Origin of the sequence: Exiguobacterium sp. S22-S28, from assembly GCF_043359615.1 — a bacterium.
Lineage (GTDB): Bacteria > Bacillota > Bacilli > Exiguobacteriales > Exiguobacteriaceae > Exiguobacterium_A.
The window spans coordinates 490,363-516,469 of record NZ_JBHFFC010000026.1; the positions used below are offsets into that span (position 1 = coordinate 490,363).

Sequence of the window (26,107 nt, forward strand, 5' to 3'; positions counted from 1 at the left end):
ATTCGTTCATCCGGTCTGTCAAAGCTTATTTTAGCTGACTAAAGAAAATAAGACTTTTGGACCAACAAGCGAATCCGCAAAAAAACTGCATAAAAGGGACTCCCTTTTACACAGCCTTTGTCGGCGATTGAATTAACTTTTCACCAATTCATCGATTGCTTGTTTGGTTTCTTGCATCGATTGATCCGACGCAAAAAAGTACCAGACGCCATCACTCGCGATATATCCTTCACCGTCCAGTTTGAGCGGTTTCAGACGTTCAAACCCGGTTTGATTTTCTTGCGCCAGTTGTGCCGCTTCTGAAAACGTGATATTCGTGCTGAAGTTGTTTTTCAGGACACGACTGACGTCTTCCAAGTTCGCCAAGACATTGGGACCAGCCAGTTTCATGCCGACCGCTTCCAAAACCTGACGTTGACGGATTTGACGTCCCATATCGCCGAGGGGATCTTGTTTGCGCATACGGGCATATCCACTCGCCTCAAGCCCGTCCAGTTGGATTTTCCCTTCCGCGTAGTCTTTTTGAAGACGGCGATCGTTCCAACTGAAAGCAGATGGATTGTCAACCGTCACCCCACCAACTGCATCAACGAGTTCAATCAATCCATCCATATTGATTTTGGCATAGTACGGGACTTTGGTCTCAAACGTCTGCTCGACTGTCTCAATCGTCTCTTCTACACCGCCGTAAGCATACGTATGGTTGATTTTTGTTTTTTCACCATTTCCAATTGTCACTTGCATGTCACGCGGAATCGAGAGGGAAGTCGCTTGTTTCGTTTTTGGATTAAACGATAACAACATGATGGCATCCGCTCGCCCTGAATCATTTTTTCGTTCATCGACTCCAATCAATAGAACATTGACTGGTTGCATCACTTCAAGTGGAAGCTTTTTTTGCCCTTTTAGCGGAGTAATGAAACCGTCCGCCGTATGTTGCAACTTTAAGAAGGCATACCCGGTCGTAGCGCTGACAAGCAAGATGCATGCTAATGACAATGCACTGATTATACGCCACCCGATCCAAGGTTGCCTCTTTCGCAAACGTGATTTCACAGCGGGACCTCCTATAATTTCTGCTGATACGTCTTCATTAGTCCGGCGATATTCGCATTGTGTAAAAAGACGACGGCATCTACGTTTTTTTGCTTCGCAAATTCAGATGCATCAAAGTCTTTGTTGACATAACGAATATCGACGACCTCCAAATTGGCACTGTTTGCGAGAAACGGAAGAACAGGATTCGCAAACGAGTCTTTGAGGACAAGCAGCTTTGGTCCTTTCGTCTTCGACGTCATCGATAAAATACCGTGATTGCCGCGCATGAACACTTCGTACCGATCGGCATAATCGCCCTCTTCCTTGATGAATTGCTCATCAATCAGCGGCTGACCACATTTGTTGTCGTAACAGACATCGATGCCGTTAAATTGATTGGCATCATAGTATTCCATCTTGTCTCCTGCGCTCGCATACGCGAGTGTTGTCTTACGGGCGAGTGAACCAAAGTAAGGATGTTCCGATGACCGTTTTGCCTGAGGATCCATTGCGACTTTTTTTAAGGTCGGTTCTGTTTTCTCAACCGTTCGGATAATCTCATCATACGCTTGATAGGCACCATCTATGTTCCAGTGATGGTCTGTCTTAAAGTAATCCGTTAACTTTAACGCATCAAGGGGAATCGATGTCATTCCTGCTTTCGTAAAACCGCCTTGCATCGTTTTGTACCGTTGCTCGGCGTTTGATGCGACGTAGTCCGGAATGATTCCATCCCGTTCCGCAATAACGGTTTTGGATGGTGCAAGGGCAAAGTAGACCGGACGGTCAACATCTTGCGTGAACTGTTGGAAAGCGTCCGGGACGATCGGCTGCGCCGCTTGACTCGGTTCAATCAAGTAACCGTCTTCTGCCGTATAAATGCCATTACGGAACGGTTGACGTAGGACACTTTTTGATAATCGGGCCTGCATTTCAACAAGAGTTCCACGCAACACCAATTGATCGGTGAAATAACTTTCCATCTTCACCATATCGTCACCCGAAATCACGCCTTGGACGGTCGGTTTGACAGACTGTGCAAGGGTTCGATTTTCTAGTTGGGAACTGACGCGGTCTTCCCGAAGAATCGTCCCTACGCCAATCACCATCAAGATGACGAAAAAACTGATCGTCGTCAGCCACATCATCTTCCGTTCAAAGGATGAGGACGGTTGAGCGTCCGCTTTTGGCTTTAATTTGCGTTCAATTGGTTGTGCCATGTCGTCTTCTCCTTTCTAGAAACGAAAGTAAATAAAGGGATTAAACGTACTTGCGACGAGTGCCGATGTCGAGAGGAACAACAAGACCATCGCGTATCCGTATTGGATCGTCTGTCCGATTTTTCCCGAGGATTCGACAAATCGTTCACCAATCCGTTTTGGAATCGGGGTCGCAGCAAGACATGCCAGCGCTAAAATAACACCATTTTGGACGAGTTGATAACTCGCGCGGTCATCCCACAGCACATCCGGTAAGAACATCGCTTGAATGTACGTGATCGCTTCCGGGAACGTTTCCGCCCGGAAAAAGACCCATCCGACCAAAACGAGCACCAGCGTCCACACCGTCGCGAACACGGGAACCCGCGCCAACAGTTTTCCGAGGAAAGCTTTTTCGAGCATGATCCAAATTCCGTAGTAGACTCCCCAGGCAACAAACGTCCAGCTTGCGCCGTGCCAAAGTCCGGTCAACATCCAGACGATTCCGAGATTGCGGTACTGTTTCCACGGCGACACCCGGTTTCCTCCAAGAGGAATGTAGACATAGTCCCGGAACCAAGAGCCTAATGAAATATGCCACCGGCGCCAAAATTCAGAGACTGATTTTGAGATATACGGATAGTTAAAGTTTTCAAGAAAATGAAAACCGAACATCAACCCCAGTCCAATCGCCATGTCACTGTAGCCGGAAAAGTCAAAATAAATTTGTAAGGCATAGGCGATGATTCCAATCCAAGCGAGACCCATCGATAAATCCTTCATATTGAAAATCGTATCCGCGACTTGCCCGCATCCGTTCGCTAAAATCAATTTTTTGGATAAGCCGATGATAAAGCGACGGACGCCTTGTGCAAATTCAGGCAAGGTTTCCCGCCGGTGATTGATTTCGTCCGCAACCGTCTCATACCGGACAATCGGACCGGCAATCAACTGCGGAAACAATGCGATGTACAAAGCGAGATCGAGCGGGTTTTTTTGGACCTGTCCCGCTTGACGGTACACATCGATGACGTAACTCATCGCCTGGAAAGTAAAAAATGAAATCCCAATCGGTAAAACGACTTCCGGGACAAACAACGTCGTTTGAAATGTGTCGTTGATTGACGTCACAAAAAATCCGCTGTATTTAAACCAACCGAGCAATCCCAGGTTGACGGCGATCATACTGAACATGATCCACTTGACACCGATTCGCGTCCGGTACGTGTGTACAGCCAATGCAAACAGATAGTTGATCAAAATACTGGTCAACATCAATAGGACGAATCTTGGTTCACCCCAGGCATAAAAGAAAAGGCTCGCTACAAGGAGCCAGCCGTTCCGAAACGTGCGTGGCAACAAGTGGTAGACAAGCAACACGATCGGTAAGAATAGAAATAAAAAAATCGTCGAACTAAATAACATGATAGGATTCCTCCTGCTTGATTGGAACAAGCCGGTTGACGTGTAACGCTGTCAACCGAACCCGCATGTTCCCTTCGAGTAAAAACTTGAATGCAACTTTGAAATAGTCGGCGCCCTTGACTCGTTTCAGTTGTAAGGAACATGTCGTTTTTCCGTCTACTGTCAGCCATTCTGTCTCGGAATGCATCCGTTTTTTTTGTCCGTATTGCATCTTGAACATCTGGACGTCGCACGACGATTCCGCTTCCAGCTCGCACGTCAGTGTGACGGACTCGGCCTGTCCAAAAGAGGCGTCGGCACGATACAACTTCGAGGGAGGATATTGAAATCCCTGATCAAATAATTGGATGTACAGCTTATCGGTCGGATCCGCCTGTTGAAAATCGAACCAAACACCATCCGCATCTTCTTCGAGCAGAATTTTATCGCGGTTCCCTTGCGGAAAAAACTGATAACTTGCCAGTTCCAGTGGACGTACATTCATACCGGTACCTCGCTTAAAATCGCGTCAACAATACGTTCTGCCGCATGACCGTCTCCGTATGGATTCGCTGCCTGCGCCATCGCGTCATAGGCAGCTTGATCCGTCAGTAACAGATGACCCGTTTCATAGATACGTTCCGGATCTGTCCCAACAAGCTTCAATGTACCTGCCGCGACACCTTCCGGACGTTCGGTCGTATCACGCAAGACGAGAACCGGCACACCAAGCGAAGGTGCTTCTTCTTGGATACCGCCAGAATCCGTCAAAATCAAGGTTGCCCGGGCTGCCAGGTTATGAAAATCAAAGACATCGAGCGGTTCAATCAATCGAATGCGCGGATGGTGTTTCAATTGTTCCGCCGCCTCGAGGACAATCGGGTTCGGATGGACTGGATAAACGATTTCGATGTCCGGATGACTGTCCGCCAATCGTTCGACAGCATCAAAAATTTGCGATAATTGCAGGTGATTTTCCCGTCGGTGAACGGTCAACAACACCAACTTCCGTCCGTTTGCTGTAAGATCTGTCAACACCGGATGCGTGTAGTCCTTCGAAACCGTTGTTTTTAACGCGTCGATGACCGTATTTCCCGTCACGATGATCGGAGTCTGTTTATTTTCCAACCGTAGATTTTCTGCCGCCTGATCAGTCGGAGCAAAATGATAATCAGCGAGTATACCCGTTAATTGACGGTTCATCTCTTCCGGAAATGGCGCATACTTCTGATACGTCCGTAAACCGGCTTCGACATGACCAACCGGAATCTGTTGATAAAAAGCCGCGAGCGAAGCCGCGAATGTCGTTGTCGTATCCCCATGGACCAACACCAAATCCGGTTGCTCTTTTTCCAGAACACGACGCATCGCATTTAAAATTCGTGCCGTCATCTCTTCGAGTGTCTGACGTGGACGCATCAAGTCTAAATCATGGTCCGGAACGATTTGGAACAGTTCAAGGACTTGATCGAGCATTTCCCGGTGTTGTGCCGTCACGACGACAATCGGTTCGACTCCTTCTCGTTTTTCCAATGCTTTGACGACAGGCGCCATCTTGATTGCTTCCGGTCTCGTTCCGAACACTAACATGACTCGTTTCATTCGTTCCATCCCCTATCCGTTATTCATGACGACAATTCAATCGTTTCACCGCGTGCCGAACGCTCGATTTCATCACTTCGTCCTGTTCTTTTTTTCATGACATAATGTGCAGCTTGTTTTTTCGTCAGTTGCTTGTACCAGTATAAATATTTGTTATACTCCGCCATCGTTTCCGCTGTCGGTCCAAACATCCGAACTTCTCCATACTCGAGCCAAAGGATTTTTGTACAAAAACTTTTGACTTGATTCAAGGAATGGCTGACAAAAAAGATCGTTTTACCTTGGTCGCGAAACTCCCGCATCTTATCGAGACATTTTTCCGTAAATGTCTGGTCACCAACCGACAGCGCCTCATCGATGATCAGGATATCTGGATTGATGTTGATGGAAATGGCAAAACCAAGCCGCGCCCGCATCCCGCTTGAATACGTTTTGACGGGTTGATCGATGAAATCCCCGATATCCGCAAACTCCAGAATTTCCGGCGTAATCTCCTGAATCTGTTTTTTGGTCAGTCCCATCATCAATCCTTTTAGTTCGATGTTGTCCCGTCCGGTCAGCTGATTGTTGAGACCACTGGAAATCGCGATCAATGCCGATTTGCCGCCAAGCGTCACACGACCATATGTCGGTGGCGTGACGTTGGCGAGCAGATGCGACAAGGTCGACTTTCCACTTCCGTTGATTCCGACCACGCCGACGATTTCGCCTTGTTCGACGGAAAAGGAGATATTTTTTAAAGCATAAAATGGTTTGCCGCTGATTTTACCGAACAACACTTCTTTTAATTTATCAATCGGTCGGGCATACAAGACGTAACGTTTTGAAACATTCTCGAATACGACGTGACTCATGTTTTTTCCTCCTAGACATAATCAATGAAGTACCGCCGGAACCGCAGATGAACGGCAGCTCCCACTATTAACAAAACGGACGTCACAGTCCAGAAGTAAACTCCATACCAAACGTGATCGAGCAGATAACCAGTCCCGATTAACGCCGAACGGTATCCTTCGATCAAATAGACGAGAGGATTGATCATCAACAACGTCTTAAACAGACTGTGGTCAGGCGGAATCCACATGATAGGCGTCAAATACATTAACATCCGGATTGCCGAAGTTACCATATTTTGCACATCCCGAATCATTGTCGCCAGTGCGGATAACAACAGTGAAACGGCATACAGAAAAATCACACCTGCCGGGACAATGTAAAGCAATTCAAACGTGTGCCAACCTGGAAAATAACCAAATGCCATACCGAGAACAATCGTTAAGGCGATCATTGCGAGGTGGCGATAGAACTGAGCCAAGATGACATACGCCGGGATCGTGCTGAGTGGAAAATGCATTTTCGAAACAAGTGCAACCCGACCGTAAATCGACCGAGAGCCGCTCGGAATCGTACTGCCGATGAAAAACCAGGCAATCAATCCACTGACCAACCAAAAGACGAATGGAATCCCATCGACCGGATTGCCGCCACGAATACCAAAACCAAATACGACCCAGTAGACACCAATCTGTAAGAGCGGCGTCATGATTTCCCAGAACCATCCGAGGTATTGCATACTGTACTGACTTTTTGTTTCATAAAGCGAAAGGCGAAAGATCAGGTAAAAATGATCTTTCAGCTCTTTCCCGATTGTACCGACCCCGTTCATATTGCCTTCGCATCCACTTCCATCGTTTGATACGTATGCAAGTTACCGAAATTCAGTACAGTGATGTCCTCAAGTGGTTGGACGATTCCTTTTGTATCAAACAAGACTGGTGTCCGCATATGATTCGCAAGACGCCGTGAATCAAACTGTTTGAATTCGTCATGATCGACGAGTACAAGTGCAAGGTCCGCACCTTGAATTGCTTCAATCTCATCAACGAGCTCAAAGCGTGACGAAATCGAACGTTCGACGTGTGGATCACAGACTGACACATCCAGTCCGCGATCAATCAGTTGCTCGATGACATCGACAGCCGGACTTTCGCGCATGTCATCGACGTTGCCTTTGTAGGTGACGCCGAACACTGCGATTTTTGGTCGGACGTGAGAAGAAACAAGGCGTTCTGCCTGTTCAGCAACGAAGTGCGGCATGTTGACGTTCGTTTCCCGTGCCGTATGAATGATCCGTGCAAGGGACGGTGCTTTTGCGACGATAAAGTACGGATCGACCGCCAGACAGTGTCCGCCGACTCCTGGTCCCGGATGATGTAGATTGACACGTGGATGCATGTTCGCCATCTCGATCACATCAAGCACGTTAATCTCGAGTTTATGGCAGACTTGCGTCAGTTCGTTGGCTAAAGCGATATTGACATCCCGGAACGTGTTTTCCATCAGCTTCGACATCTCTGCCGTCTTCGCGTCCGTCTTAACAATCTCACCTTGAACGAATGTTTCATATACCGCTGCTCCGGCATCAGCACAAGCCGGTGTCAATCCACCGACAATCCGGTTATTGTGAATGAGTTCATGTAAGATTTGTCCCGGAAGTACACGTTCCGGACAATGAACGACGAAGACGTCTTGACCGATGACGAAACCGGCTGCTTCAATCAATGGTCGGACATGATCATCCATCGTCCGCGGAGCAATCGTTGATTCAACGATGATGACATTGCCTTTTTGAACGTGTGGCAACATGTTCCGAACGGCTGCGAGGACGTATTTCAAGTCACACGATTTGTACATATCATTCAAATTAGGTGTTGGAACAGCAATCAAAAAGACATCTGCCGGTTCCGGTGTCAGTGTTGCCCGAAACTTTCCGTTTGCGACGACACGTTTGATGACCTCTTCAAGTCCCGGTTCTTCGATATGAATGTCTCCCGCATTCAACATCTGGACGATGCGTGGGTCGATGTCGACCCCGACGACGTCCGTTCCGTGATCTGCAAACATGGCTGAAGAAGGTAATCCAATATATCCGAGTCCGATTGTACAAAGTTTCATTTTGTCATTCCTCCATCTAGTTACGAGTTAGTCCTTCACGCCAGCACATCGCTGACTGTGTCGTGGCTGTAACTAGACCATAACGACAATTGCTTGTGTTTCCAATGGTTCTAACCATCTCTTAAACCATTCTTCACAGACCTTACATTCAAGGTGTTTCCTGTACTTTTTGTAAAGCTTGTAAATAATCAACGAACATTCATCGTAATCGGTAAACAAACAACCAAATCCGGTTCTTTTCGTTGTTTTCTGCCATGGATTTGCCTGTATCTATCTTGTTTCCCTCTTCGTTCTCCACTTGTTTACATCGTCACTTCACGGTAGACGTCCAACAAATGGTGTTTTTCTTTATCCCAGTTGTATTTCCGGCGCGCCTGCTTTGTCTGTTCTTTCATCGCCTGACGCAAGCCGTCTTCCTCGACGATTTGGTTCACGGCAACGGCAATCTCTTTCGGAGACTCGACATTAACGAGTAAACCGACACCTTCCGTCTCGACGACACGACGGATTTCCGGTAAATCTGCTGCAACGACTGGCACAAGCGCCGCCATATACTCAAACAACTTGTTGGAAGAAGCTGAATAATGATTAAAACAAACGTTTTGCAATACTTGAAAACCAACTGTCGCAGCCGCCGTATAACTTGGCAGCTGATCAAGCGGTACTTTGTCAACAAAACGAATGCGCTCTCGTTCCGGTGATTGATCGGCTGACTGTTGGAGCTCTGTCTTGATTTTTCCATCTCCGATAAACACTAATGTCCCGCGCTCGATAAACGGCATCGCTTCAATCAGCCGGTTAAGCCCCCGTCCTTCCTGAATACCACCTTGATACAGTAATATCGGTTCACCTTCAGCAATACCGAGCTCTTGATGCAGAGGTCGTGCTTTCGGTAACGTCTCTTGATAAAACGGATAATTGTGTAGGACAGCCGGTCGTTTCCCGTAAAGTGACGTATGATAATCAGCACGGGTGGCATTTTCGACCATCGTCTGATCGACAAATCGTAACAAATGACGTTCCAACTTGCCCTGCCCCTTTCCGTATCCTGTCCGGTCCGTCTGCACCTCGTGTGAATCGTAAATAATCTTCGCTCCTCTTGCGGCAAAAATCGCTTGAGGTAACGTGTTTAAGTCATTCGCATGCATGATATCGTACGGATGCTTGCGAGCCGCCCGTGTCATGCGGACAATACCGAAACTGTTGTACAGGGCATAGCGGACAAACCGGCTTTTCTGTACTAGATACAACAGCACTAATAAGGGAATTAGCCAAGGAAATAACAACAATAATCCTGCACCAATCATCAGCGTAAAAGGATTACGCTTTCCGATTCGGCGCAGGATGTTGTCAAACGGGGGTGTCCGGTCAATCCGAAGAATCTGAAAACCTGACGGATGTCGCTCCACCTCAGGTAAAGTCCCATCATTGAGGCAATACAAATCAACTTGATATCCTGCTTCCGCGAGCGCCGTACATTCCCGCAAAACACGTGCATCATTCGTAAACGTATTCCAAACAAACATGCCGACCCGTTTCATTTACTCACCCCTGCTACTCGAAAATCGGTTTGACGAATCGCTTCAAACAACCGTTCCTGGTTTTGTTCCCAGTCAAAATGCGTCTGGACGTAGGAAACACCCGATTGCCCCATTGCATTGCGTGCTTCCGGATGTTCCGCAAGGTAGCGGATCTGTCCGACAATCGTATCGCGGCACCTTTCGCGCGAAACAAATCCTGCCCCGGCGTCTTCGATTACTTTTGCCGCATGTCCCGAGACGGCTCCGACAATCGCACACCCCATCGCCATATAGTCGATGATTTTCCCCGGCGTCACCGTATCAAACGCCGTACTCTCGACCAACGTCGCAAAAGCGATATCACTTTTGGCAAGTTGCTTGAGTGCATCCCAACGCGGCATCGCATCCATGAAATGAATGTTCGTCAGTCCGCGCTCCAAGACATGTGTTTCGAATTTCTCCTTATGATATCCATAACCAACGACGTGAAATTCAATTTTTTCATCTTGTTTTAACTGTTCTGCTACATCGAGTAATAAGAAGACATCCTGCGCCAATCCGATGTTGCCGGTATAGACGACACGCACCTGTTCTGACACTTTCCGACGTTTGATCAACCACTCGTTCTCCTCAATTGAATTCGGAATGTAGTGGATCTTCTCCGCCTCAATGCCTTTGCTTTCGATATACGAACGGAATCCTTCACTGTTGATGACAATTTGGTCCGCTTGGTGGTACATCCATTTTTCAAGCCAATAAAGTGGAGCGAGTAAGAGACGTGATTTTGTAATGCCCACGCCAATCAATGATTCCGGCCACAGGTCACGAACGTCTAAAACAAGTGGTGCTTTTTTTATGAACTTGGCAACGACTCCGACTAATCCCATAAAGATGGAAGGTGTCGTCGCGTAAATGTAGGCATAGTTTTTTTTATCCCGCCGTACTTCCTGGACGGCTAAAACAAACTGTTCTAAGAACAAACGAAGCCGTCGCCATAAATTCGTCGTCGCCCGGAGATCGCGAGGTTGAATCCTGGTGATGTTGGCAGCGTCTAAACTCGGTTCATCCCAAAACATCGCATCCGTATACAGTTCAGCCGTCGGATACAACGGTTCGGATGTCAGCACATGGACTTCGCTTCCTTGTTGTTCCATCCGCTTGAAGATGTTTTTCATCCGATTCGCAGCACTTCCGATTTCAGGATAAAAATTTTGACAAATCATCAAGACGTTCTTCATTTCAGGTCCCGTCTTCGTTTGAGTTTTCGTCTGAACTTCCAATAATGGACGGCGACTTTCCCGAGCTTTGAACTTGCGAGTGACCGGTATTTTGATTTCCATTGTGCATTCGCCTCCAAGACATCTAAATTTGATACAAGTGCGCCTTCGTATCGTTCGAGTACCAGTTGATACTGTTGCGTCAACAACTCAATCGCTTCTTCTTTCTCCAGGAGTTCTCGTCTGAGTTGATCTTGCCCTAACATCAACTCCGCTCGTTCCTGCTCGATGTTCTGCTGTTTTTGCTGCTTTTGTTCCCATTTTTTATTCAGTTGTTTCAAACGGATGATTTCAGTAAGATGCAACCGTTCAATCGCTTCGAAGGCTGTTTCGAGCCAGCTGACTTCTTGTTCGGTGACGGGACGGGACGGTTGTTTTTTCGGATGAAGCGTCAACGCCACACCGAGCCATTTATCGATGCGCTCCAGTTGCTCAATCGTCCCGTATGGTGTCAACTGTTCCAGCAGATGCCGCAAATAATACGTCCGTTTATGGTCGGCATAATCGTTCACTCCGAATGGAACCGTCACGACGAGCCGACCACCGGGTTTTAAGAAGGAACACGCTTTTTCCACGAATCGTTCCGGTTCCCCGATATGTTCTAAGACCTCGGTCATCAATACCGTATCGAATCGTTGAGACGTTTGGAAGGTCATCAGATTGGCCTCTTCCAATTGAATCAATTCTTGAACGGAATGCGCTTCTTCTCTCAATGCCGCCGCCGCTTCCTCGATCGCTTCTGGCGAGACATCGATACCGACCACCTGCTTGCCTTCGCGCCCGAGCAAAATCGGGACCAGTCCACCGGAACAGCCGATATCGAGAATTTGACTCCCTTTTGTTTCCCGGATGATCCAGTGGACCCGAGACCGGACCTTTTTCCCGAATGCGACTCCGAGTTGATCATAATAGGCGGCCCGAATTTCATCTTTCGGTCGCATCATCTGTTTTGTCTGCATCATCTGACCTCCTCCAGTAACAATGTTTGAATCGCATCCGTCCGTTTCATGTCCGCCAACTCCACGAATTGACGAATCAGCGGATTCGTTAAGTTCATTGGTTCATAAAAAGCAACAATCATGCGCAGTAATGCGACACTTGGGGCAAAATCCTTGTCGCTGCAATACCGAAGCTTCACTAAATACCAATGTTCAAAGAAATGTTCAAAACGTGTTGTCTTATACGCATCGAGCACACCGTAACGGGCAAATTTCTCTGCCCGCGCCTTTTCCCGGACGACACTTCGTTCGAAGAAACGAACCGTTAAGGAGTTGACGGTCGAACCGGCAACCGCGGCATAGTAATAATGGATGACACGATTGACGAGCAGGACACGGTTCGCGTGCAGCATCATCTCTTGGAAAAACAGGGAATCTTGTCCGACGGCACCGACCACCTGCTCCAGTTGATGCTCCTGCAGAAACTGACGGTTGACGACCAACGCTTGGATACTTTGGACAGCAAAGCGATTTTCCAATAAGTAAGCTTTTGGTTGATCACATACCGTCCGCCCTTGTTTACGGATCTTCGGCAACGCGATGATGCTTGTTTTTTCTGCCAGTTTCTTCATATGTCCGACAGCAAAGTCGAGTGTCGGATCTTGGTCCAACTCTGCCAACAATTCAGCATACCGATCACTCAAAACCTCATTATCAGGATCAAGGAAAGCGATCCGTTCCGAGCGGGCCAGTTCGACCCCTTTATTGCGCGGACGCGAGGCACTGCCGCTGCCGCCTGTCGGAAACAGATGGGTCACGATGTTCCCATGCCGGCGAGCCAGTCGGTCAATTGCTTGGCGGGTGAAGCGATCCGTCGACCCATCGTCGACCAAGATGATTTCCGTCTCCTCGAACCGGTCCATCCGTTTGAGGCTGGCAAAACATTTATACGTCAAATGCCTGCCATTGTTGAAGATGGGGACGACGACAGATAGCACCGGCGATTCGACCCTTGCAGTACCGACACCTTCGTTCCACTCCAGCGCATCGAGGAACAACGTCTCTCCCTCAATCTTTCCTTCGGTGAACTGTTCATACGGGAACGCCTCACGCCAAATCATGGCGTTCGCTGTCGACCCTTCCGCTTCCTGGATTACGAAATGAGCTTCGTCAGTCCGCGTTTTGCGGGTGATCGATACATCACTGTATTTGAACCCGTTCACCAAGTCTTCCAGGTAGTATTCTCCGTATGATTCAGCTCCGTCGAGTACAGTGACGAGATCGGCTGAGGCATAAAGCGCTCCGGTCAACTCTGATTCGTGACAGATTACATCAGCGGTGATCGATTGACGTGCGAGCATCTGTTCAAGTTCCGGCGTCGCATTGCGCAAGACAACGAGAAGCGTCCGTTTGACCGGCGGCATGTCCAGCTGCAGAAGCCGCGTCAATTGATCAATCCGGTCATAGACCGTATGCGACGACATGACAGAACGAATACCTTCCGCCCGGAGTCGATCAATCTCCTCTTGTGTCGTCCGCTCAAGAATCGCCTGTACTTCTTGGTGGTCATGGATGGTAAAGACGTTCGGGAAATCGTTATTGACCGCAATGCTGTAATTCGACAAAATCAGATTCCCGAGTGCTTGTGATTCATAGACACGACGCGCACACATCGTCTTGCTGTACTTGATACTGTTTAAATTCAACACCCAGTCATAACATTTACTGACTTGTTGTAACGTCTCATAGGGAATGGCCGGCGCGACCCGCGACACGTAGCGTTCCGGAAAATGATAGTCCGGTAAATTCAACTGATAATTGCGATCCACGATATCAAGTGTGTGATTGGAACGTAACACCCCATCAAATAACATTTCCGTATCTTTGACACGTTCCGGATACTTCGCCATCCAACTTCCTGCAAACAGGACATGTTTTTTTCGACTCCGCGTCGCCCCGACTGGATTATGAATGATTGGATTGACGCCAAATGAAGTGGCTTCAATCCGGTCATGTCCGCATAAAACACGGTATTCTGGAATCATCGCTTCGTCGGATGTCAAAATGTAATCCGCTTCTTTCGCCACATCACTAAACCGTTCAAAGTTACTTGGATCTTCCGTTGATTGAAAGACAACCGGAATTCCTTTTGCTTTCACCTGTTTCATCATATCCAGCAAACGCTGTCGATTTTTTGAGGTGGGTGTCGCAATACCTTTCCAGTCATCTCCGTTCAGACCCTTCCAAGAAGTGACGACAAGAAATAAATCAATCGGCTCTTGAAAAACGTCTGTAAACGTGGCCGGATTAACATAATGTAAATCTAAAGCATCCTGATAATAGGCATGCATAAATTCTGAACACACAATGGCGACTTTCAGCGGCCGACGTTCAAAATAACGTGATCCACTCGTCACCGGTATTTCCGAGTATGCGATTTCCTCTAGCAAGTCACTGTTACTTTCCTGATGATAACGCTTTGTTTGCGGTTCAAGCCGTGATCGGTTAGTGCGAACCGTCGTTTTCATGCGTAAAACCTCAAACTGCTTTAATCCAGCGACGGAAGCTTGATTTGCAGCGGGTTCGGATTTGATCCGCTTCTGTTCCATTCGCACCCAGTTCAGTTGTTCGACGATGCTGTTCTTCCACTTTTGTTCACTCACGCCTATACACCCTTCCTTGTTTCATCTCCCTTTCAGTCTACGAGTCCAGTTCAAAGGAGACTTAAAGGATGTGCAAGGTTTTTGTAAAGAGTTGGTGAAGCGTTTGACGGTTTCCCTTACATTCATCATGAAAAGGGGATGCGATGGTGTGGAGTCCAGTTGGTTCACCACGTATTTCAAGCAAAACATCCATCTCAAACGTGTGGTTTTTTGTTTCAGAATAATCGTTCGGGGTACAAATAAGAATATCGAGGATAGGGAGATGAATGAATCATGACGAATAAAAAACAAGATGTACCAAACGAAACAGCTGATGTCGGTTTACATCCGGATCCAGAACCGGCGGAAACATCTGATCCCGGTATTAAACCGGCCGAAACACAACATCCGGATCCAGATGTCGAGGAACTACAAACAGATCCTGCTGATCAATAAGCGTGTTTTTTTCAAAAAAAAGGTTTTGCTCTCCAACGAAGGAAAGCAAAACCTTTTTGACATTTTCTTATAGCTTCACTAATAATTTTCCGGTATTTGAGCCGTCGAACAAACCAAGAAATGCGCTTGGCACTTGATCAAATCCTTCAAAAATAGTCTCTTCATACTTTAATTCGCCTCGACTGACCCACTGACCGAGTTGTTCAGCCGCTTCTTTAAAGCGATTGCCGTAATCCCCGACCAAAAAGCCTTGCATCCGGGCCCGGGCAATGATGAGTTTCGACTGAACACGCGGACCGACATCTGCCTGTTCATTATAGCCGGAAATCGCACCGCAAACCGGTATCCGGGCAAATGGATTCAGTCGATCGAGAACCGCATCTCCAATTTCACCGCCGACATTTTCAAAGTAGACATCGATCCCGTCCGGGCAAGCACGGTCCAAGGCTTCACCAATTGATTCAGTTTTATAATTAATAACCTCATCAAAACCAAGTTCATCTTTGAGATACTGAATTTTTTCGGCACTTCCGGCAATACCGACGACACGTGCTCCTTTAATTTTAGCGATTTGACCGACAATCGAACCGACTGCACCGGCCGCTGCCGAGACGACCACCGTTTCTCCCGGTTGTGGATTCCCGATATCGAGCAATCCGAAGTACGCCGTCATGCCGGTCATTCCGAGTACACCAAGTGCTGTCGAAACAGGTGCCAGTGATTCATCGATTTTCCGGACTTGCTTTGCATTCACTACCAGTTTCGTTGCCCAATCGAGCATTCCGACGACGATGTCACCCACTGCCAATGATTCACTTTGGGATTCGATGACCCGCGCGACAACACCGCCTTGAATCGGCGCATCCAGTTCAAAAGGTTGCGAGTAAGAGCGTGAGTCGTTCATGCGACCACGCATATACGGGTCCACTGAGATGTATAGTGTCTGCAACAGCACATGATCGGCTTCGAGCGGTTTCAACTCGATGGTCTCATACCGAAACGTTTCTTCTGTAGGACGTCCTTTGGGTCTGCTTGCTAATACAATCTGTTGTTCTGACATAACGATTCCCTCCCCGACTTTTTACCTCTCCACTCTAGCAGTCTGATTCGCTAAGTGCGAATACTTTGCTTTTGTTTTTTCAGAAAATTCCATTTTTGTATTGACGTATTCGTAAGACTTCCGTATGATTGAAAACAATTCATCGCTTTTATACTTTTATGCATAAAAGCAGTACATAAGGAGTGATTTTTTATGCCTACGTCTTCCATCAGGTTAAACCGCCAGTTTGGTCTTCATGTCTTGAACGGTCTTAGCATCGGCATCTTAGTGGCACTTATTCCCGGCGCCTTGCTCAGCGAACTTGCCAAAGCCCTGCTTCCTTATTTTTCAGCAGCTCAACATATCATTGACTCAACCGCTATAGCCATGCGGTTATTACCAATGGTAATCGGTGTCGCTGTCGCCATGCAATTCAAGACGAATCCCATTGAAACGACCTCTATTGGTCTTGCAACCGTCGTTGGATCAGGTGTTGCGAGCCGCACTGAAACGGCAGGTTACTTATTTATCGGAACCGGTGATGTCATCAATGCCGGATTAACGGCAGCGGTCGCGACCGCTCTTGTCCTTTGGCTCGGTAATCGGTTCAAGACCTATACAGTCCTCGTCATTCCAACCATAATCATTGTCGGAGCAGGCGGAGTCGGTGTGCTTACATACCCTTACGTCACAAAAATCACTGCATACATCGGTCAGTGGATTACGCATCTCACTGTTCTTCAACCGGTATGGATGGGCATCACTTTAGCTGTTACATTTTCTGTTTTGATTGTTTCACCGCTCTCAACGGTCGGTATCGCCACTGCCATCAGCTTGTCCGGTGTCGCGGCGGGTGCTGCTAACCTTGGTGTCTGTGCTGCCGGTTTCGGACTGGCAATCGCCGGATGGCAGGCGAATTCACGCGGTACATCCATTGCTCATTTTTTAGGATCACCAAAAATTCAGATGGCGAACTTCGTCCGAAATCCAATCATGATTCTACCGGTTATGTGCAGTGCTGCCGTTTTGGGCGGACTGGCAGGTGTTCTTGGTATTGAAGGAACACCGTTCAGTGCTGGATTCGGTATGTCGGGTTTGATCGGTCCAATCAACGCCTTGCATTTAATGTCGGGTGGCTGGACTTGGATGAATGTTTCACTTGTACTTGGTCTTTTCATTATCCTCCCGATCATTCTGTGCCTCCTGTTTCATCAACTGTTCCGTCGTTTCCGTCCCTGGACGAATCATGATCAATATCGTCTTGATTTTGACTAAACAGAAAAAAGCAACGCAGCCCGCGTTGCTTTTTTCTGTTTCTCTTTACACGTGTTTTAGTACGTCAAGCGGAGTATCCAGTTGATAATCTGCCGTCGACCATTCTTCTTCCGTCCCAAATCCAAAACGGCAAATCGCGACCGGCATCCGTTGTAATCGCGCTGCTTCAACGTCTGAGTAACGGTCTCCTACCATCAAATACGGAACGTCACCGAACTCTTCCCGGTGTGCGGCTAAAATATCTGCTTTTTGTGTTCCGTTAACGGATTCGAGGCATTTTGGGCTCGTGAAATACGAACGGATGTCTTGACTGTCAAGAACCAGATTCAGGTAATGCACACCACAGTTACTCGCTGTCGAGACGATATGTCCCTCTGTCGTCAATTGCTCAAGCATCTTACGAATACCGGCGAATAAAACATCCTGATCCTGCATTGTCTGCTCCAAGTGATGATGACGCTTTTGACGAATTTCACGGATATCTTCTTCAGAGGCATCCGGAATCGCCTTTCTCCAAAAAGCATTTCCGGCTAAACCGTAACTGGATTGAACACTTGCCTTAGACGGTTTCGTTAAGTGAGGCATATCCTCCATCGCTAAATGAATCGCTTCCGTCATCTGATCCGTCGAGTCGATTAATGTTCCGTCAATATCAAATAAAACAACTGCCATGTCAACACTCCTCTATTTTCTTGAGATCTTCTGTTTTTTCAACAATGTTCTTTTTCTAAAATAGACATATCCCGCACCAAAAATAACCAGTCCGATGAACCACGGCATATAGTGGTGCACTTCGTGTGGTCGCCCCATCATTCCGTGACCTAATTTTTTCCCGCCCCAAATAAAAAAAGCCGACCAGACAAAAAATGAGATTGTTGTGGCAATCGTAAAGGTCAAACGCGATACACCGGTTAATCCTGCACCAATCGCGAAACCCATCCGCCACATCGGTGACAACAACAGAATAAATCGTCCTCGGGTATCCATTTGACGCTGAAACTGGACCATCTTGGTCTCTGAAATCCGAAACCACTTGAACACCCGGGACAGTAATCGATCACTGCCAAGTCGACCAATCGTAAAAAATATATTTTGACTGATTACAAAACTCAAAACGGCAACTACTAACATGATCACTAAATTAAACTCCGTAGTATGAACGAGATACCCCGCATAGGCCAACGGGACTTCACTCGGTAAAAATGGAAACATCAACGTCAGCATTATTCCGAAATATCCATATGACTCAATCCATGCATGCCAAGCCATTACATACCTCCTTCGTAGCAAACTCTGCTTGGTTTTAGTGTAACGAACTTTTCGGACAGCGTACAGGAATGACGTTCCGTTACAGAATCAAAAATCCCTGTGGCTGATTTCATGTCAGCTACAGGGAGGAATTTTAATACGCGTCTTCGCTTTGAAGCGGTTGCGTTTGTGCTTTTTGTTGTTCATCCTGCCAGTCACTGAAACGTGTCAATTCTTCAAAAACTGTTTTTGTGACAAACAGTATGATCGCGATGTCATCAGCGAATCCAAAACCAAGCACAAAATCAGGCACAAGATCAATCGGTGATACGAGATAAATCAAGGCACCGATTACTTTTAAGATGGTCGTTCGGCGGATATTCCGGTATTCACCTGCTTGATACGCACGAACCATATCAACAAACAGTCGGACCGGTGAAAAAACAACGGATAAACTGCTGTTATTGTTTATTTTATCAAGTGCACGTCTCAGCATCGAGTTGGTTTTTTTAGGTTGGTTAATGTACGCTTTAGCTTGATCAGCATATTTTTCTTGTTCTGTCTCAAGCTTTTGATTTGATAAATCCATCAAAAATCCCCCATTCAATATAGTAGTAACTGTTTCTAATTTTTATCTTCCCTAAAGCCCCTTTACATAATCCTCTCTTTCTAGGGACGATACGTTTTAATCCTATCGTTTTCGGCTAATGGATTAAAGCAGTCACCTCAGACTCATGATTTTCATATTAGGAGTGATTCAGATGAACCATGTCAACCATACTGTCATCATTACCGGCGCTGCCAACGGAATCGGTGCGACGCTTGCAAAAACATACGCCAAAGAAGGTGCGACAGTCATTCTTGCAGACATTGACCAAATGACGGGAGATGACATCGCAGCAGAAATCGAAGCAGATGGTGGAACAGCTTATTTTTATCATTTGGATGTCCAAGTCGCACAAGATGTCGATCTTTTGATTCAAAAAGCTGTGGAACATACAGGTCGTATTGATATCGTCATCAACAATGCGGGAATCATCGTCCGTAAACCGCTTCTCGAATTATCGATTGAGGAATGGGACCGTGTACAACACACTAATCTCCGAAGTATTTTCTTGACGACCAAAGCAGCAGCTCCTTACCTGAAGAAGAATCCTGCCGGCGGTCGCATCATCAATCTTGCTTCGACCCGCGCCTTCATGTCGGAACCCGACACCGAATCCTACGCGGCGACAAAAGGAGGTATCGTCGCTTTGACCCATGCCTTAGCCGTCTCTCTAGGTCCGGATCGAATTTTTGTTAACGCCGTTGCTCCCGGTTGGATCGAAACCGGAAACTATCAAGAACTGTCGCCGGAAGATCACAGTCAGCATCCTGCCGGTCGCGTCGGAAAACCGGAAGACGTTGCACGGGCTGCTTTGTTTTTGACAAATCCCGAAAATGACTTTATTACGGGCGAAACGTTGGTTCTTGACGGTGGGATGACCCGGAAGATGATCTACGAGGAATAAAACAACTATTATTGCCTTTTCCGAGAAAAATGAAACTTCTTGTCTAATCTCTTACTCAATGTTACAAAAATATATCAACGTATTTTTTAAAGTGAATGGAAGCATTCACTTTTTTGTTTTGTCATTTTTTCTTTATTCTCACGTTGTTTTTTTGAAAATGAACCCATCTTCTCCGTATAAAAAAGTGATAAATCCTGATAATTTCCATATAATATTTTTAAAGAGATTGTAACGTAGATGCATCGTATTTCTTGTTAAAGTAGAACAGGTATATTATTTAAAAAGTTCTACGTATGTACAGGAAGGAATGAATGATTCAACTATGAAATCTTCTTTTAAACAGATGTTTGGTCTTTCGTTTATAACGATGACATTACTCATTACCCCCCTTGCGCACCCTGTCAGTGCCGCAAGTTCTTATAAAGAAAAACAACAGCAAAACCAACAGCAACAATCCAAACAAAAGCGTGCACTTTCCGATAAAAAAAATCAGTTATCAAAGGCGCAGCAAGAAGTCTATGCCCTTGATCAACAAATCAACGGACTGACCTTACAAGTCGTAGAAAATCAACAAAAGATAGACCGTAATCAAAAGCAAATTCAGTTACTCGAGAGAAAAATCGAGACGTTACGAAAAAAAATCGATAAGCAGGAAAAAATGTTGGGTGACCGGTTAGCTGTCCGCCAATCAAAAGCGGATCAAGATCCGCTCCTTGAAGCCGTTTTTGGTGCGAAGGATGTCGGGGATATGATCAGTCGGTTCAATGCCTTTAATACAATCGCTGAAAGTGATGCTTCTTTATTAAAAGATTACGAACAAAACAAACAGCAATTAGCTGTTGCTCAAAAAGACTTGGAGCAAACCCGTGCTGATTTAATACACGACCGTGCCCTTTTAAAAAAGAAACAACGGGAATTAAAAGCTGAAAAAACAAAGCGGACTGCTTTGTTGAAGCGATTGAAGTCAGAAAAACATACCATTGAAACGACTATTTTAAGCTTAAAAGACGCGGCCAATCAGCTGAAAGCACAGGAAGCTGCAGCACGTGCCGCTAGAATCGCCGAAGAACAAGCAGTCGCGCAATCGAAAACATCTGCTTCTGTTACGAAAGCGAGTACGAAAGTCCTCTCACAAGCAAAAGGAAAGTTCATCAAACCCGCTGCCGGTTCTATTTCGCAAGGAATGGGGGCAGCTAGTGGAAGTAACGGCTATGCGTATCATAATGGGATTGATTTAGCAGGACCTGTCAATTCACCAATCGTTGCTTCTGCCGGTGGAACTGTCATTCAAGCGAGTTCCGGCGGTCCTTATGGCAATCATGTCTACCTTTCGCACAGCATTGGCGGAAAAACCTTTACGACCGTTTATGCGCATATGAATTCTCTGACCGTCAAACAAGGTCAACAAGTCAAGCAGGGTCAACAAATCGGTAATCTCGGAAGTACCGGCAATTCAACAGGACCTCACCTTCATTTTGAAATCCACGATGGCGGTTATCAATACAATGCCAATGGACGAACCAATGAATTGAATCCGAGTGACTTTTTCTGAAAATCGATAAAAACCTCACCGCATTATGGTGAGGTTTTTATGTAGGATCATAATGTAAACTGATTGGTTTGATGATCAAGTGAGGTCGTCGTCTGTTCCAGTTCTTGCATCAGCTGATGAATTTGTTCAAACGATGCCTGCTGATCCCGCATCGAAGCTGCCACTTCTTCATTACCGGCGGCTAACTCTTCCATCACACCACTGACCGAACTGACTTGATTCACAACTTGATTAGCCTGCTCTTTTGATTGAAGCAATTGCATCGTCATGAAGCGGACGGCTTCCGTTACGTCCGTCACATGTTGACGTGTCTCTTCAAAAGCAGATTGGACTTCTGCAAAATTCTGAACTTGGTGTTCCTGTTCTTTTTCCGAGCGAAGCAACGCTTCTTGTAACACTGCACCATCCGCACGAATCGAACGGACAAGTGAGAAGATAGAACGGGTCGCTTGATGGGTCTCATCCGCTAACTTCTTCACTTCACTCGCAACGACGGCGAATCCTCGTCCGGCTTCCCCGGCACGCGCCGCTTCGATTGCCGCGTTTAACGACAATAAATTAGTTTGCGCGGAGACACTCGAAACCAATTGTGCCATCTGTTCAATTTGTTGTGTTTGTTGCAAGAATCCTGCTAGTTTATGGCCCAATTCTTGATTTTGAAGAGCCGCCGTCTCGAGTGACTTCGCCTGTTCATGCATGACTGCAACACTTTTCCCCATCGTTGTATCCGCAAGTTGCCCTTGGCTTAACGCTTGTTGTGCCCGCTGCTCACTTTGCTCAAACAGTGTGCTCATATCTGTGATGGTACTGACTGTCGTCTGTAAATCATCTGAGACGGTCTGGGTTCCACTCGCCATTTCATTGATTGCATGTGTCATGTTTCCGGATACCTCGACGATATTCGCATTTTCTCCGGTCGCCTGTTCACTCATCTGATTGATGGTTGTCGATGTTTGGCTGATGGTTCCGATAACGCCGTGAAGCGTTCCTTGCATTTGGGCAATCGCCGACTCGAGTCGCCCGATTTCATCCGTGCGTCCTGAGACTTGCAGCTGTTGCGAAACGTCACCCTGTGAAATTTGCTCCGCTGTTTGAACGACACGGCTGATTGGGCGGGTGATGCTGCGAGCAAAGTACCAGTTATAGAGTGCCAAAGCAATGAGAAGAACAAATGTTGCAATCAAGACAGAACGTGTCAGATTCAACGTCTTGTCTTTCGCCTCTTGTTGCAAGACATCATAAAATTCGCCGTTTTTTGTATGTAGTGTATACAAATCACTCAATACGCCTTCAATACGGGCCGCATACGAACGGATCGTGATGGGGTTGAGTTCACTGAGAACGCTGTCTCGTTCAGTCGCTAATCCTGTATATTTCATTTGTGCGCGGTCTAAATCTTGCTTGAAACGATCAATTAAGTACGCTTTTTGAAGCGTATTCAATGCCGCTTCATTTTTCTGACTGAGTGCGAGTGCTTGTTCTTTTTGATTTTTTGAAGGCTGGCTCGCCAGACGGTTCCATGCGGCTTGCTCATACAATAATTTTGTTTCAAGTTCAGAGATCTCGACCAGCTGTTTTCCATAATCTTCATTGTAGGATTGAATTTGACGAAGCTCAAACAACGTCCAGCCCATCAAGGCGACGACACTGACGATTGTCACGAGCGTCGAAATCAAAAATCGTTTTCGTAACGTCATTGTACCTTCACCTTTCCTTCCAACACATCTTGTTTCAGTTGTTCCAGCTGTTTCAGTTCTTTTGGTGTGAAGTTAGCATTTCGAATCGGTGCCAGTTGAATCGCTCCGTCCTTTACCCCTAACACAATTTGACCGGATTGAAGATCGGGTGCTTTAACGGCATCACCGATTTTCGTAATCGCAAGATCGACCTGCTTCAGCATGGATGTCATGACCGCGTCTGGCGCAATCGTCGTCTGGTCACTGTCGACGCCGATGGCTTTTTTGCCGTTGTCTTCTGCGGCTTCAAGAACACCGCTGCCTGTTAAACCTGCTGCTGCAAACAACACATCCGCGTCTTTTTTCATTTGAGCATTCGCCAGTTCCCGTCCTTTATCCGGTGCGGCAAAGTCTTCCGCGTAATCCACGAGGACACGGATATCCGGATTAACGGCTGTTGCGCCTGCCCGGTATCCTTTTTCAAATTTTTCGATGAGTGGTGATTTCATGCCGCCAATAAAACCGATCGTTTCACTGTCGGACTGAATGGCTGCCGCCGCTCCTGCCAAATAGCTTCCCTCATCTTCTTTGAATGTAACGGATAAGACATTCGGCAACTCAGATACTGCATCAATTAAGGCAAACTGTTGTTTTGGATGTTGTTTGGCAACCTTTTCTAAATCCGCTTGTCCCATGAATCCAAGACCAACGATAACAGTCGGCTTTTGTTTTGCCAAAGTCTCAAATGCTACTTTATATGATTTTGTTTCATTCAATTCCCGGTAATCGATAAACCAGTCTTCTTTTTCACGAAGTAAGGACATGCCACTCATCGCTGCGTCGCTGAACGACTGATCCCCTAATCCGACGTCCGATAAGACGACCGCCATCTCCCGGCGCTCCTTCACTGCTTGTTGTGGGTCATCAATGACGCTGCCACACCCCGCTAGACCAACTGTCAGCGCAAGTAAGGATAAACCAATTTGTTTTGACATTTTTCCACTTCCCCTCCCTGTTCTACACTGGATTATCGGAAAGGTTGTCTGACTTCTTAACCTTAAAAACCAAATTCAGAATTGTTTTAAAACAAAAAGCGTGCCCTTCTCGCAACAAACGTTGCAAAAAGGACACGCCGTACATCAAATTAAATTAATAATCGCTGTCAGAAGAACCGCCTGTGACGATTGCGATTCCGGCAGAAGCACCGATGCGCGTTGCGCCTGCATCGATCATCGCTTTTGCTCCTTCGAAATCACGGACACCACCTGATGCTTTCACACCGATGTCAGGTCCGACCGTCTCACGCATGAGACGAATGTCTTCTACTGTTGCGCCGCCTGTTGAGAAACCAGTTGACGTCTTAACGAAATCTGCTCCTGCTTTGACTGATAATTCAGCAGCTGTTTTGATTTCTTCTTTTGTTAAGAGACAGTTTTCGAAGATGACTTTAACAAGTGTACCGTTTGCCGCTTCGACAACCGCACGGATATCGCGTTCGACGAGTGAAAGATCGCCGTCTTTTAACGCACCGATGTTTAAGACCATATCGATTTCTGTTGCGCCGTTTTTGATTGCATCTTGTGTTTCAAATGCTTTCACTTCTGGTGTGTTCGCACCAAGTGGGAAGCCGATGACTGTACATACTTTGACAGCATCATCTGATTTTAAAAGTTCTGCTGCGAGTGCAACGTTTGTCGGGTTAACACAAACGCTTGCAAATTTGTATTCGAGTGCTTCTTTACAAAGTGTTTCGATTTGGGCACGTGACGTTTCTGCTTTTAAAGCCGTGTGGTCGATCATTGCTGCTAAATTCATGATTAGTTCCTCCTTAAGGGTATCCCTTATACTCTGTTTCCATTCTATCACGCAAGAGGTCAGACTTCTATCTTTTTACGCTACTTTCCGCAGTTGTTTTTTTCGAATCAACAAACCGTTTAGTGTAAAGACGAAAGCAGCCGACCAAATGAATGTAAACGCAACCAAGTGAGTTCTCGTAAAGGGTTCACCATATAAGAGAACTCCGATCGCAAGCGACAATGTCGGAGCGACGAACTGCAGAAAACCGACGACCGTAAACGGGATCCGTTGGGCGCCAAATCCGAACAATAACAACGGAACGGCCGTGATGATACCGGTCAATACAAGTCCAGTCGTCACAAAACCGGACGACGTAAACGTTTCTTGTCCACTGACACCCATGTAGCCGAGGAACAAGAGAGCAATAGGTAACGGCGCGAGCGTCTCAATCGTCAAACTGACCGTTGATTCTAAAGGACGTTGTTTTTTGACGACACCGTAAAAGCCAAAACTGAAGGCAAGCGCCAGTGAAATCCACGGAAACTTTCCGTAACCAATCGTCAAAATCAAGACCCCAATTGTCGCGAGCAAAATCGCAAGCCATTCGATCCGCGATAGTTTTTCCCGGAAAAAGAACACGCCGAAGATGATGCTAACGATCGGATTGATGTAATAGCCGAGCGAGGCCTCGACGATGAAATTATGATTGACCGCCCAGATGTAGATGAACCAGTTCATGCTGATGATCAGCCCGTTCAGGAAAAAAAGTCTTCGGGTAAAAGGATTTTTCAAGGCTCCGGTAAACTTTGGCAACGCCTTTTGAACATATAATAACAGTAGTAAAAAAATGAACGACCAAACAATCCGGTGTGCTAAAATTTCTTCGCTCGAGACACTGGCGAGCAACTTCCAGTAAATCGGCAACAACCCCCAAATGACGTAGGCAGCTAATGTCGCAAACAAACCCGATTTATTCAT

At 46.6% G+C, this 26,107-nt stretch carries 24 protein-coding genes; 4 read left to right on the top strand and 20 right to left on the bottom strand.

Annotated elements, in window-relative coordinates; translation table 11 throughout:
• Window positions 1-132: 132 nt before the first annotated feature.
• From ACHA8N_RS09135 to ACHA8N_RS09190, 12 genes are all read right to left on the bottom strand, one after another.
• Window positions 133-1,056 (bottom strand): LCP family protein, encoded by a 924-nt coding sequence (locus ACHA8N_RS09135; protein ID WP_393965484.1) that lies wholly within the window; start codon window positions 1,054-1,056, stop codon window positions 133-135.
• 11 nt (window positions 1,057-1,067) lie between these two features.
• Entirely contained in the window at window positions 1,068-2,258 is a 1,191-nt protein-coding gene (locus ACHA8N_RS09140) for a DHHW family protein (protein WP_393965485.1), read from the bottom strand.
• A 15-nt stretch (window positions 2,259-2,273) separates the two neighbouring features.
• Window positions 2,274-3,662, bottom strand: coding sequence for an MBOAT family O-acyltransferase (locus tag ACHA8N_RS09145; protein WP_393965486.1), 1,389 nt, complete (start codon window positions 3,660-3,662; stop codon window positions 2,274-2,276).
• Entirely contained in the window at window positions 3,652-4,146 is a 495-nt protein-coding gene (locus tag ACHA8N_RS09150) for a hypothetical protein (RefSeq protein WP_393965487.1), read from the bottom strand. Before ACHA8N_RS09150 ends, ACHA8N_RS09145 begins: the two co-directional genes overlap by 11 nt.
• Window positions 4,143-5,252 (bottom strand): non-hydrolyzing UDP-N-acetylglucosamine 2-epimerase, encoded by a 1,110-nt coding sequence (gene wecB, locus ACHA8N_RS09155; RefSeq protein WP_393965488.1) that lies wholly within the window; start codon window positions 5,250-5,252, stop codon window positions 4,143-4,145. Before wecB ends, ACHA8N_RS09150 begins: the two co-directional genes overlap by 4 nt.
• A gap of 14 nt (window positions 5,253-5,266) precedes the next feature.
• Window positions 5,267-6,097, bottom strand: a complete 831-nt coding sequence (tagH, locus tag ACHA8N_RS09160) for a teichoic acids export ABC transporter ATP-binding subunit TagH (RefSeq protein WP_147511900.1) — start codon at window positions 6,095-6,097, stop codon at window positions 5,267-5,269.
• Between the two features lie 11 nt (window positions 6,098-6,108).
• Window positions 6,109-6,909 carry an ABC transporter permease gene (locus ACHA8N_RS09165; RefSeq protein WP_147511901.1) on the bottom strand — a complete coding sequence of 267 codons (801 nt, stop codon included), beginning with the start codon at window positions 6,907-6,909 and terminating at the stop codon, window positions 6,109-6,111.
• On the bottom strand, window positions 6,906-8,198 hold the full coding sequence (locus ACHA8N_RS09170) for a nucleotide sugar dehydrogenase (RefSeq protein WP_147511902.1): 1,293 nt from the start codon (window positions 8,196-8,198) through the stop codon (window positions 6,906-6,908). The genes ACHA8N_RS09165 and ACHA8N_RS09170 overlap by 4 nt, the downstream gene beginning before the upstream one ends.
• 302 nt (window positions 8,199-8,500) lie before the next feature.
• A complete protein-coding gene (locus ACHA8N_RS09175) occupies window positions 8,501-9,739 on the bottom strand; it encodes a glycosyltransferase (RefSeq protein ID WP_393965489.1) in 1,239 nt (412 codons plus the stop codon).
• Window positions 9,736-10,941, bottom strand: coding sequence for a glycosyltransferase family 4 protein (locus ACHA8N_RS09180; RefSeq protein ID WP_393965490.1), 1,206 nt, complete (start codon window positions 10,939-10,941; stop codon window positions 9,736-9,738). The genes ACHA8N_RS09175 and ACHA8N_RS09180 overlap by 4 nt, the downstream gene beginning before the upstream one ends.
• A gap of 11 nt (window positions 10,942-10,952) precedes the next feature.
• A complete protein-coding gene (locus ACHA8N_RS09185) occupies window positions 10,953-11,954 on the bottom strand; it encodes a class I SAM-dependent methyltransferase (protein WP_393965491.1) in 1,002 nt (333 codons plus the stop codon).
• A complete protein-coding gene (locus ACHA8N_RS09190) occupies window positions 11,954-14,596 on the bottom strand; it encodes a glycosyltransferase (RefSeq protein ID WP_393965492.1) in 2,643 nt (880 codons plus the stop codon). Before ACHA8N_RS09190 ends, ACHA8N_RS09185 begins: the two co-directional genes overlap by 1 nt.
• Window positions 14,597-14,869: 273 nt before the next feature.
• Here ACHA8N_RS09190 and ACHA8N_RS09195 point away from each other — a divergent pair, with 273 nt between their 5' ends.
• On the top strand, window positions 14,870-15,031 hold the full coding sequence (locus ACHA8N_RS09195; protein ID WP_393965493.1) for a hypothetical protein: 162 nt from the start codon (window positions 14,870-14,872) through the stop codon (window positions 15,029-15,031).
• Window positions 15,032-15,098: 67 nt separating this feature from the next.
• Here ACHA8N_RS09195 and ACHA8N_RS09200 read toward each other — a convergent pair whose 3' ends face one another.
• Entirely contained in the window at window positions 15,099-16,097 is a 999-nt protein-coding gene (locus tag ACHA8N_RS09200; RefSeq protein ID WP_393965561.1) for an NADP-dependent oxidoreductase, read from the bottom strand.
• A 186-nt stretch (window positions 16,098-16,283) separates the two neighbouring features.
• Between ACHA8N_RS09200 and ACHA8N_RS09205 the strand changes: the two genes are divergently transcribed.
• Window positions 16,284-17,345, top strand: coding sequence for a PTS sugar transporter subunit IIC (locus tag ACHA8N_RS09205; RefSeq protein ID WP_393965494.1), 1,062 nt, complete (start codon window positions 16,284-16,286; stop codon window positions 17,343-17,345).
• 45 nt (window positions 17,346-17,390) lie between these two features.
• Here ACHA8N_RS09205 and ACHA8N_RS09210 read toward each other — a convergent pair whose 3' ends face one another.
• From ACHA8N_RS09210 to ACHA8N_RS09220, 3 genes are all read right to left on the bottom strand, one after another.
• Window positions 17,391-18,017 carry an HAD family hydrolase gene (locus ACHA8N_RS09210; protein WP_393965495.1) on the bottom strand — a complete coding sequence of 209 codons (627 nt, stop codon included), beginning with the start codon at window positions 18,015-18,017 and terminating at the stop codon, window positions 17,391-17,393.
• Window positions 18,018-18,029: 12 nt separating this feature from the next.
• Window positions 18,030-18,614, bottom strand: coding sequence for a DedA family protein (locus tag ACHA8N_RS09215; RefSeq protein WP_147511910.1), 585 nt, complete (start codon window positions 18,612-18,614; stop codon window positions 18,030-18,032).
• 133 nt (window positions 18,615-18,747) lie between these two features.
• A complete protein-coding gene (locus tag ACHA8N_RS09220) occupies window positions 18,748-19,182 on the bottom strand; it encodes a YkvA family protein (RefSeq protein WP_147511911.1) in 435 nt (144 codons plus the stop codon).
• Between the two features lie 172 nt (window positions 19,183-19,354).
• Between ACHA8N_RS09220 and ACHA8N_RS09225 the strand changes: the two genes are divergently transcribed.
• Together ACHA8N_RS09225 and ACHA8N_RS09230 are read left to right on the top strand one after the other, a co-directional pair.
• Window positions 19,355-20,104 (top strand): SDR family NAD(P)-dependent oxidoreductase, encoded by a 750-nt coding sequence (locus tag ACHA8N_RS09225; RefSeq protein ID WP_147511912.1) that lies wholly within the window; start codon window positions 19,355-19,357, stop codon window positions 20,102-20,104.
• 322 nt (window positions 20,105-20,426) lie between these two features.
• Complete coding sequence (locus ACHA8N_RS09230; RefSeq protein ID WP_393965496.1) at window positions 20,427-21,656, top strand: murein hydrolase activator EnvC family protein; 1,230 nt, start codon at window positions 20,427-20,429, stop codon at window positions 21,654-21,656.
• A gap of 47 nt (window positions 21,657-21,703) precedes the next feature.
• Here ACHA8N_RS09230 and ACHA8N_RS09235 read toward each other — a convergent pair whose 3' ends face one another.
• From ACHA8N_RS09235 to rarD, 4 genes are all read right to left on the bottom strand, one after another.
• Complete coding sequence (locus ACHA8N_RS09235; RefSeq protein ID WP_147511914.1) at window positions 21,704-23,353, bottom strand: methyl-accepting chemotaxis protein; 1,650 nt, start codon at window positions 23,351-23,353, stop codon at window positions 21,704-21,706.
• Window positions 23,350-24,327 carry a BMP family lipoprotein gene (locus tag ACHA8N_RS09240; protein WP_393965497.1) on the bottom strand — a complete coding sequence of 326 codons (978 nt, stop codon included), beginning with the start codon at window positions 24,325-24,327 and terminating at the stop codon, window positions 23,350-23,352. The genes ACHA8N_RS09235 and ACHA8N_RS09240 overlap by 4 nt, the downstream gene beginning before the upstream one ends.
• 154 nt (window positions 24,328-24,481) lie before the next feature.
• Complete coding sequence (deoC, locus tag ACHA8N_RS09245) at window positions 24,482-25,147, bottom strand: deoxyribose-phosphate aldolase (protein ID WP_026833666.1); 666 nt, start codon at window positions 25,145-25,147, stop codon at window positions 24,482-24,484.
• 75 nt (window positions 25,148-25,222) lie between these two features.
• Window positions 25,223-26,107 carry an EamA family transporter RarD gene (rarD, locus tag ACHA8N_RS09250; protein ID WP_393965498.1) on the bottom strand — a complete coding sequence of 295 codons (885 nt, stop codon included), beginning with the start codon at window positions 26,105-26,107 and terminating at the stop codon, window positions 25,223-25,225.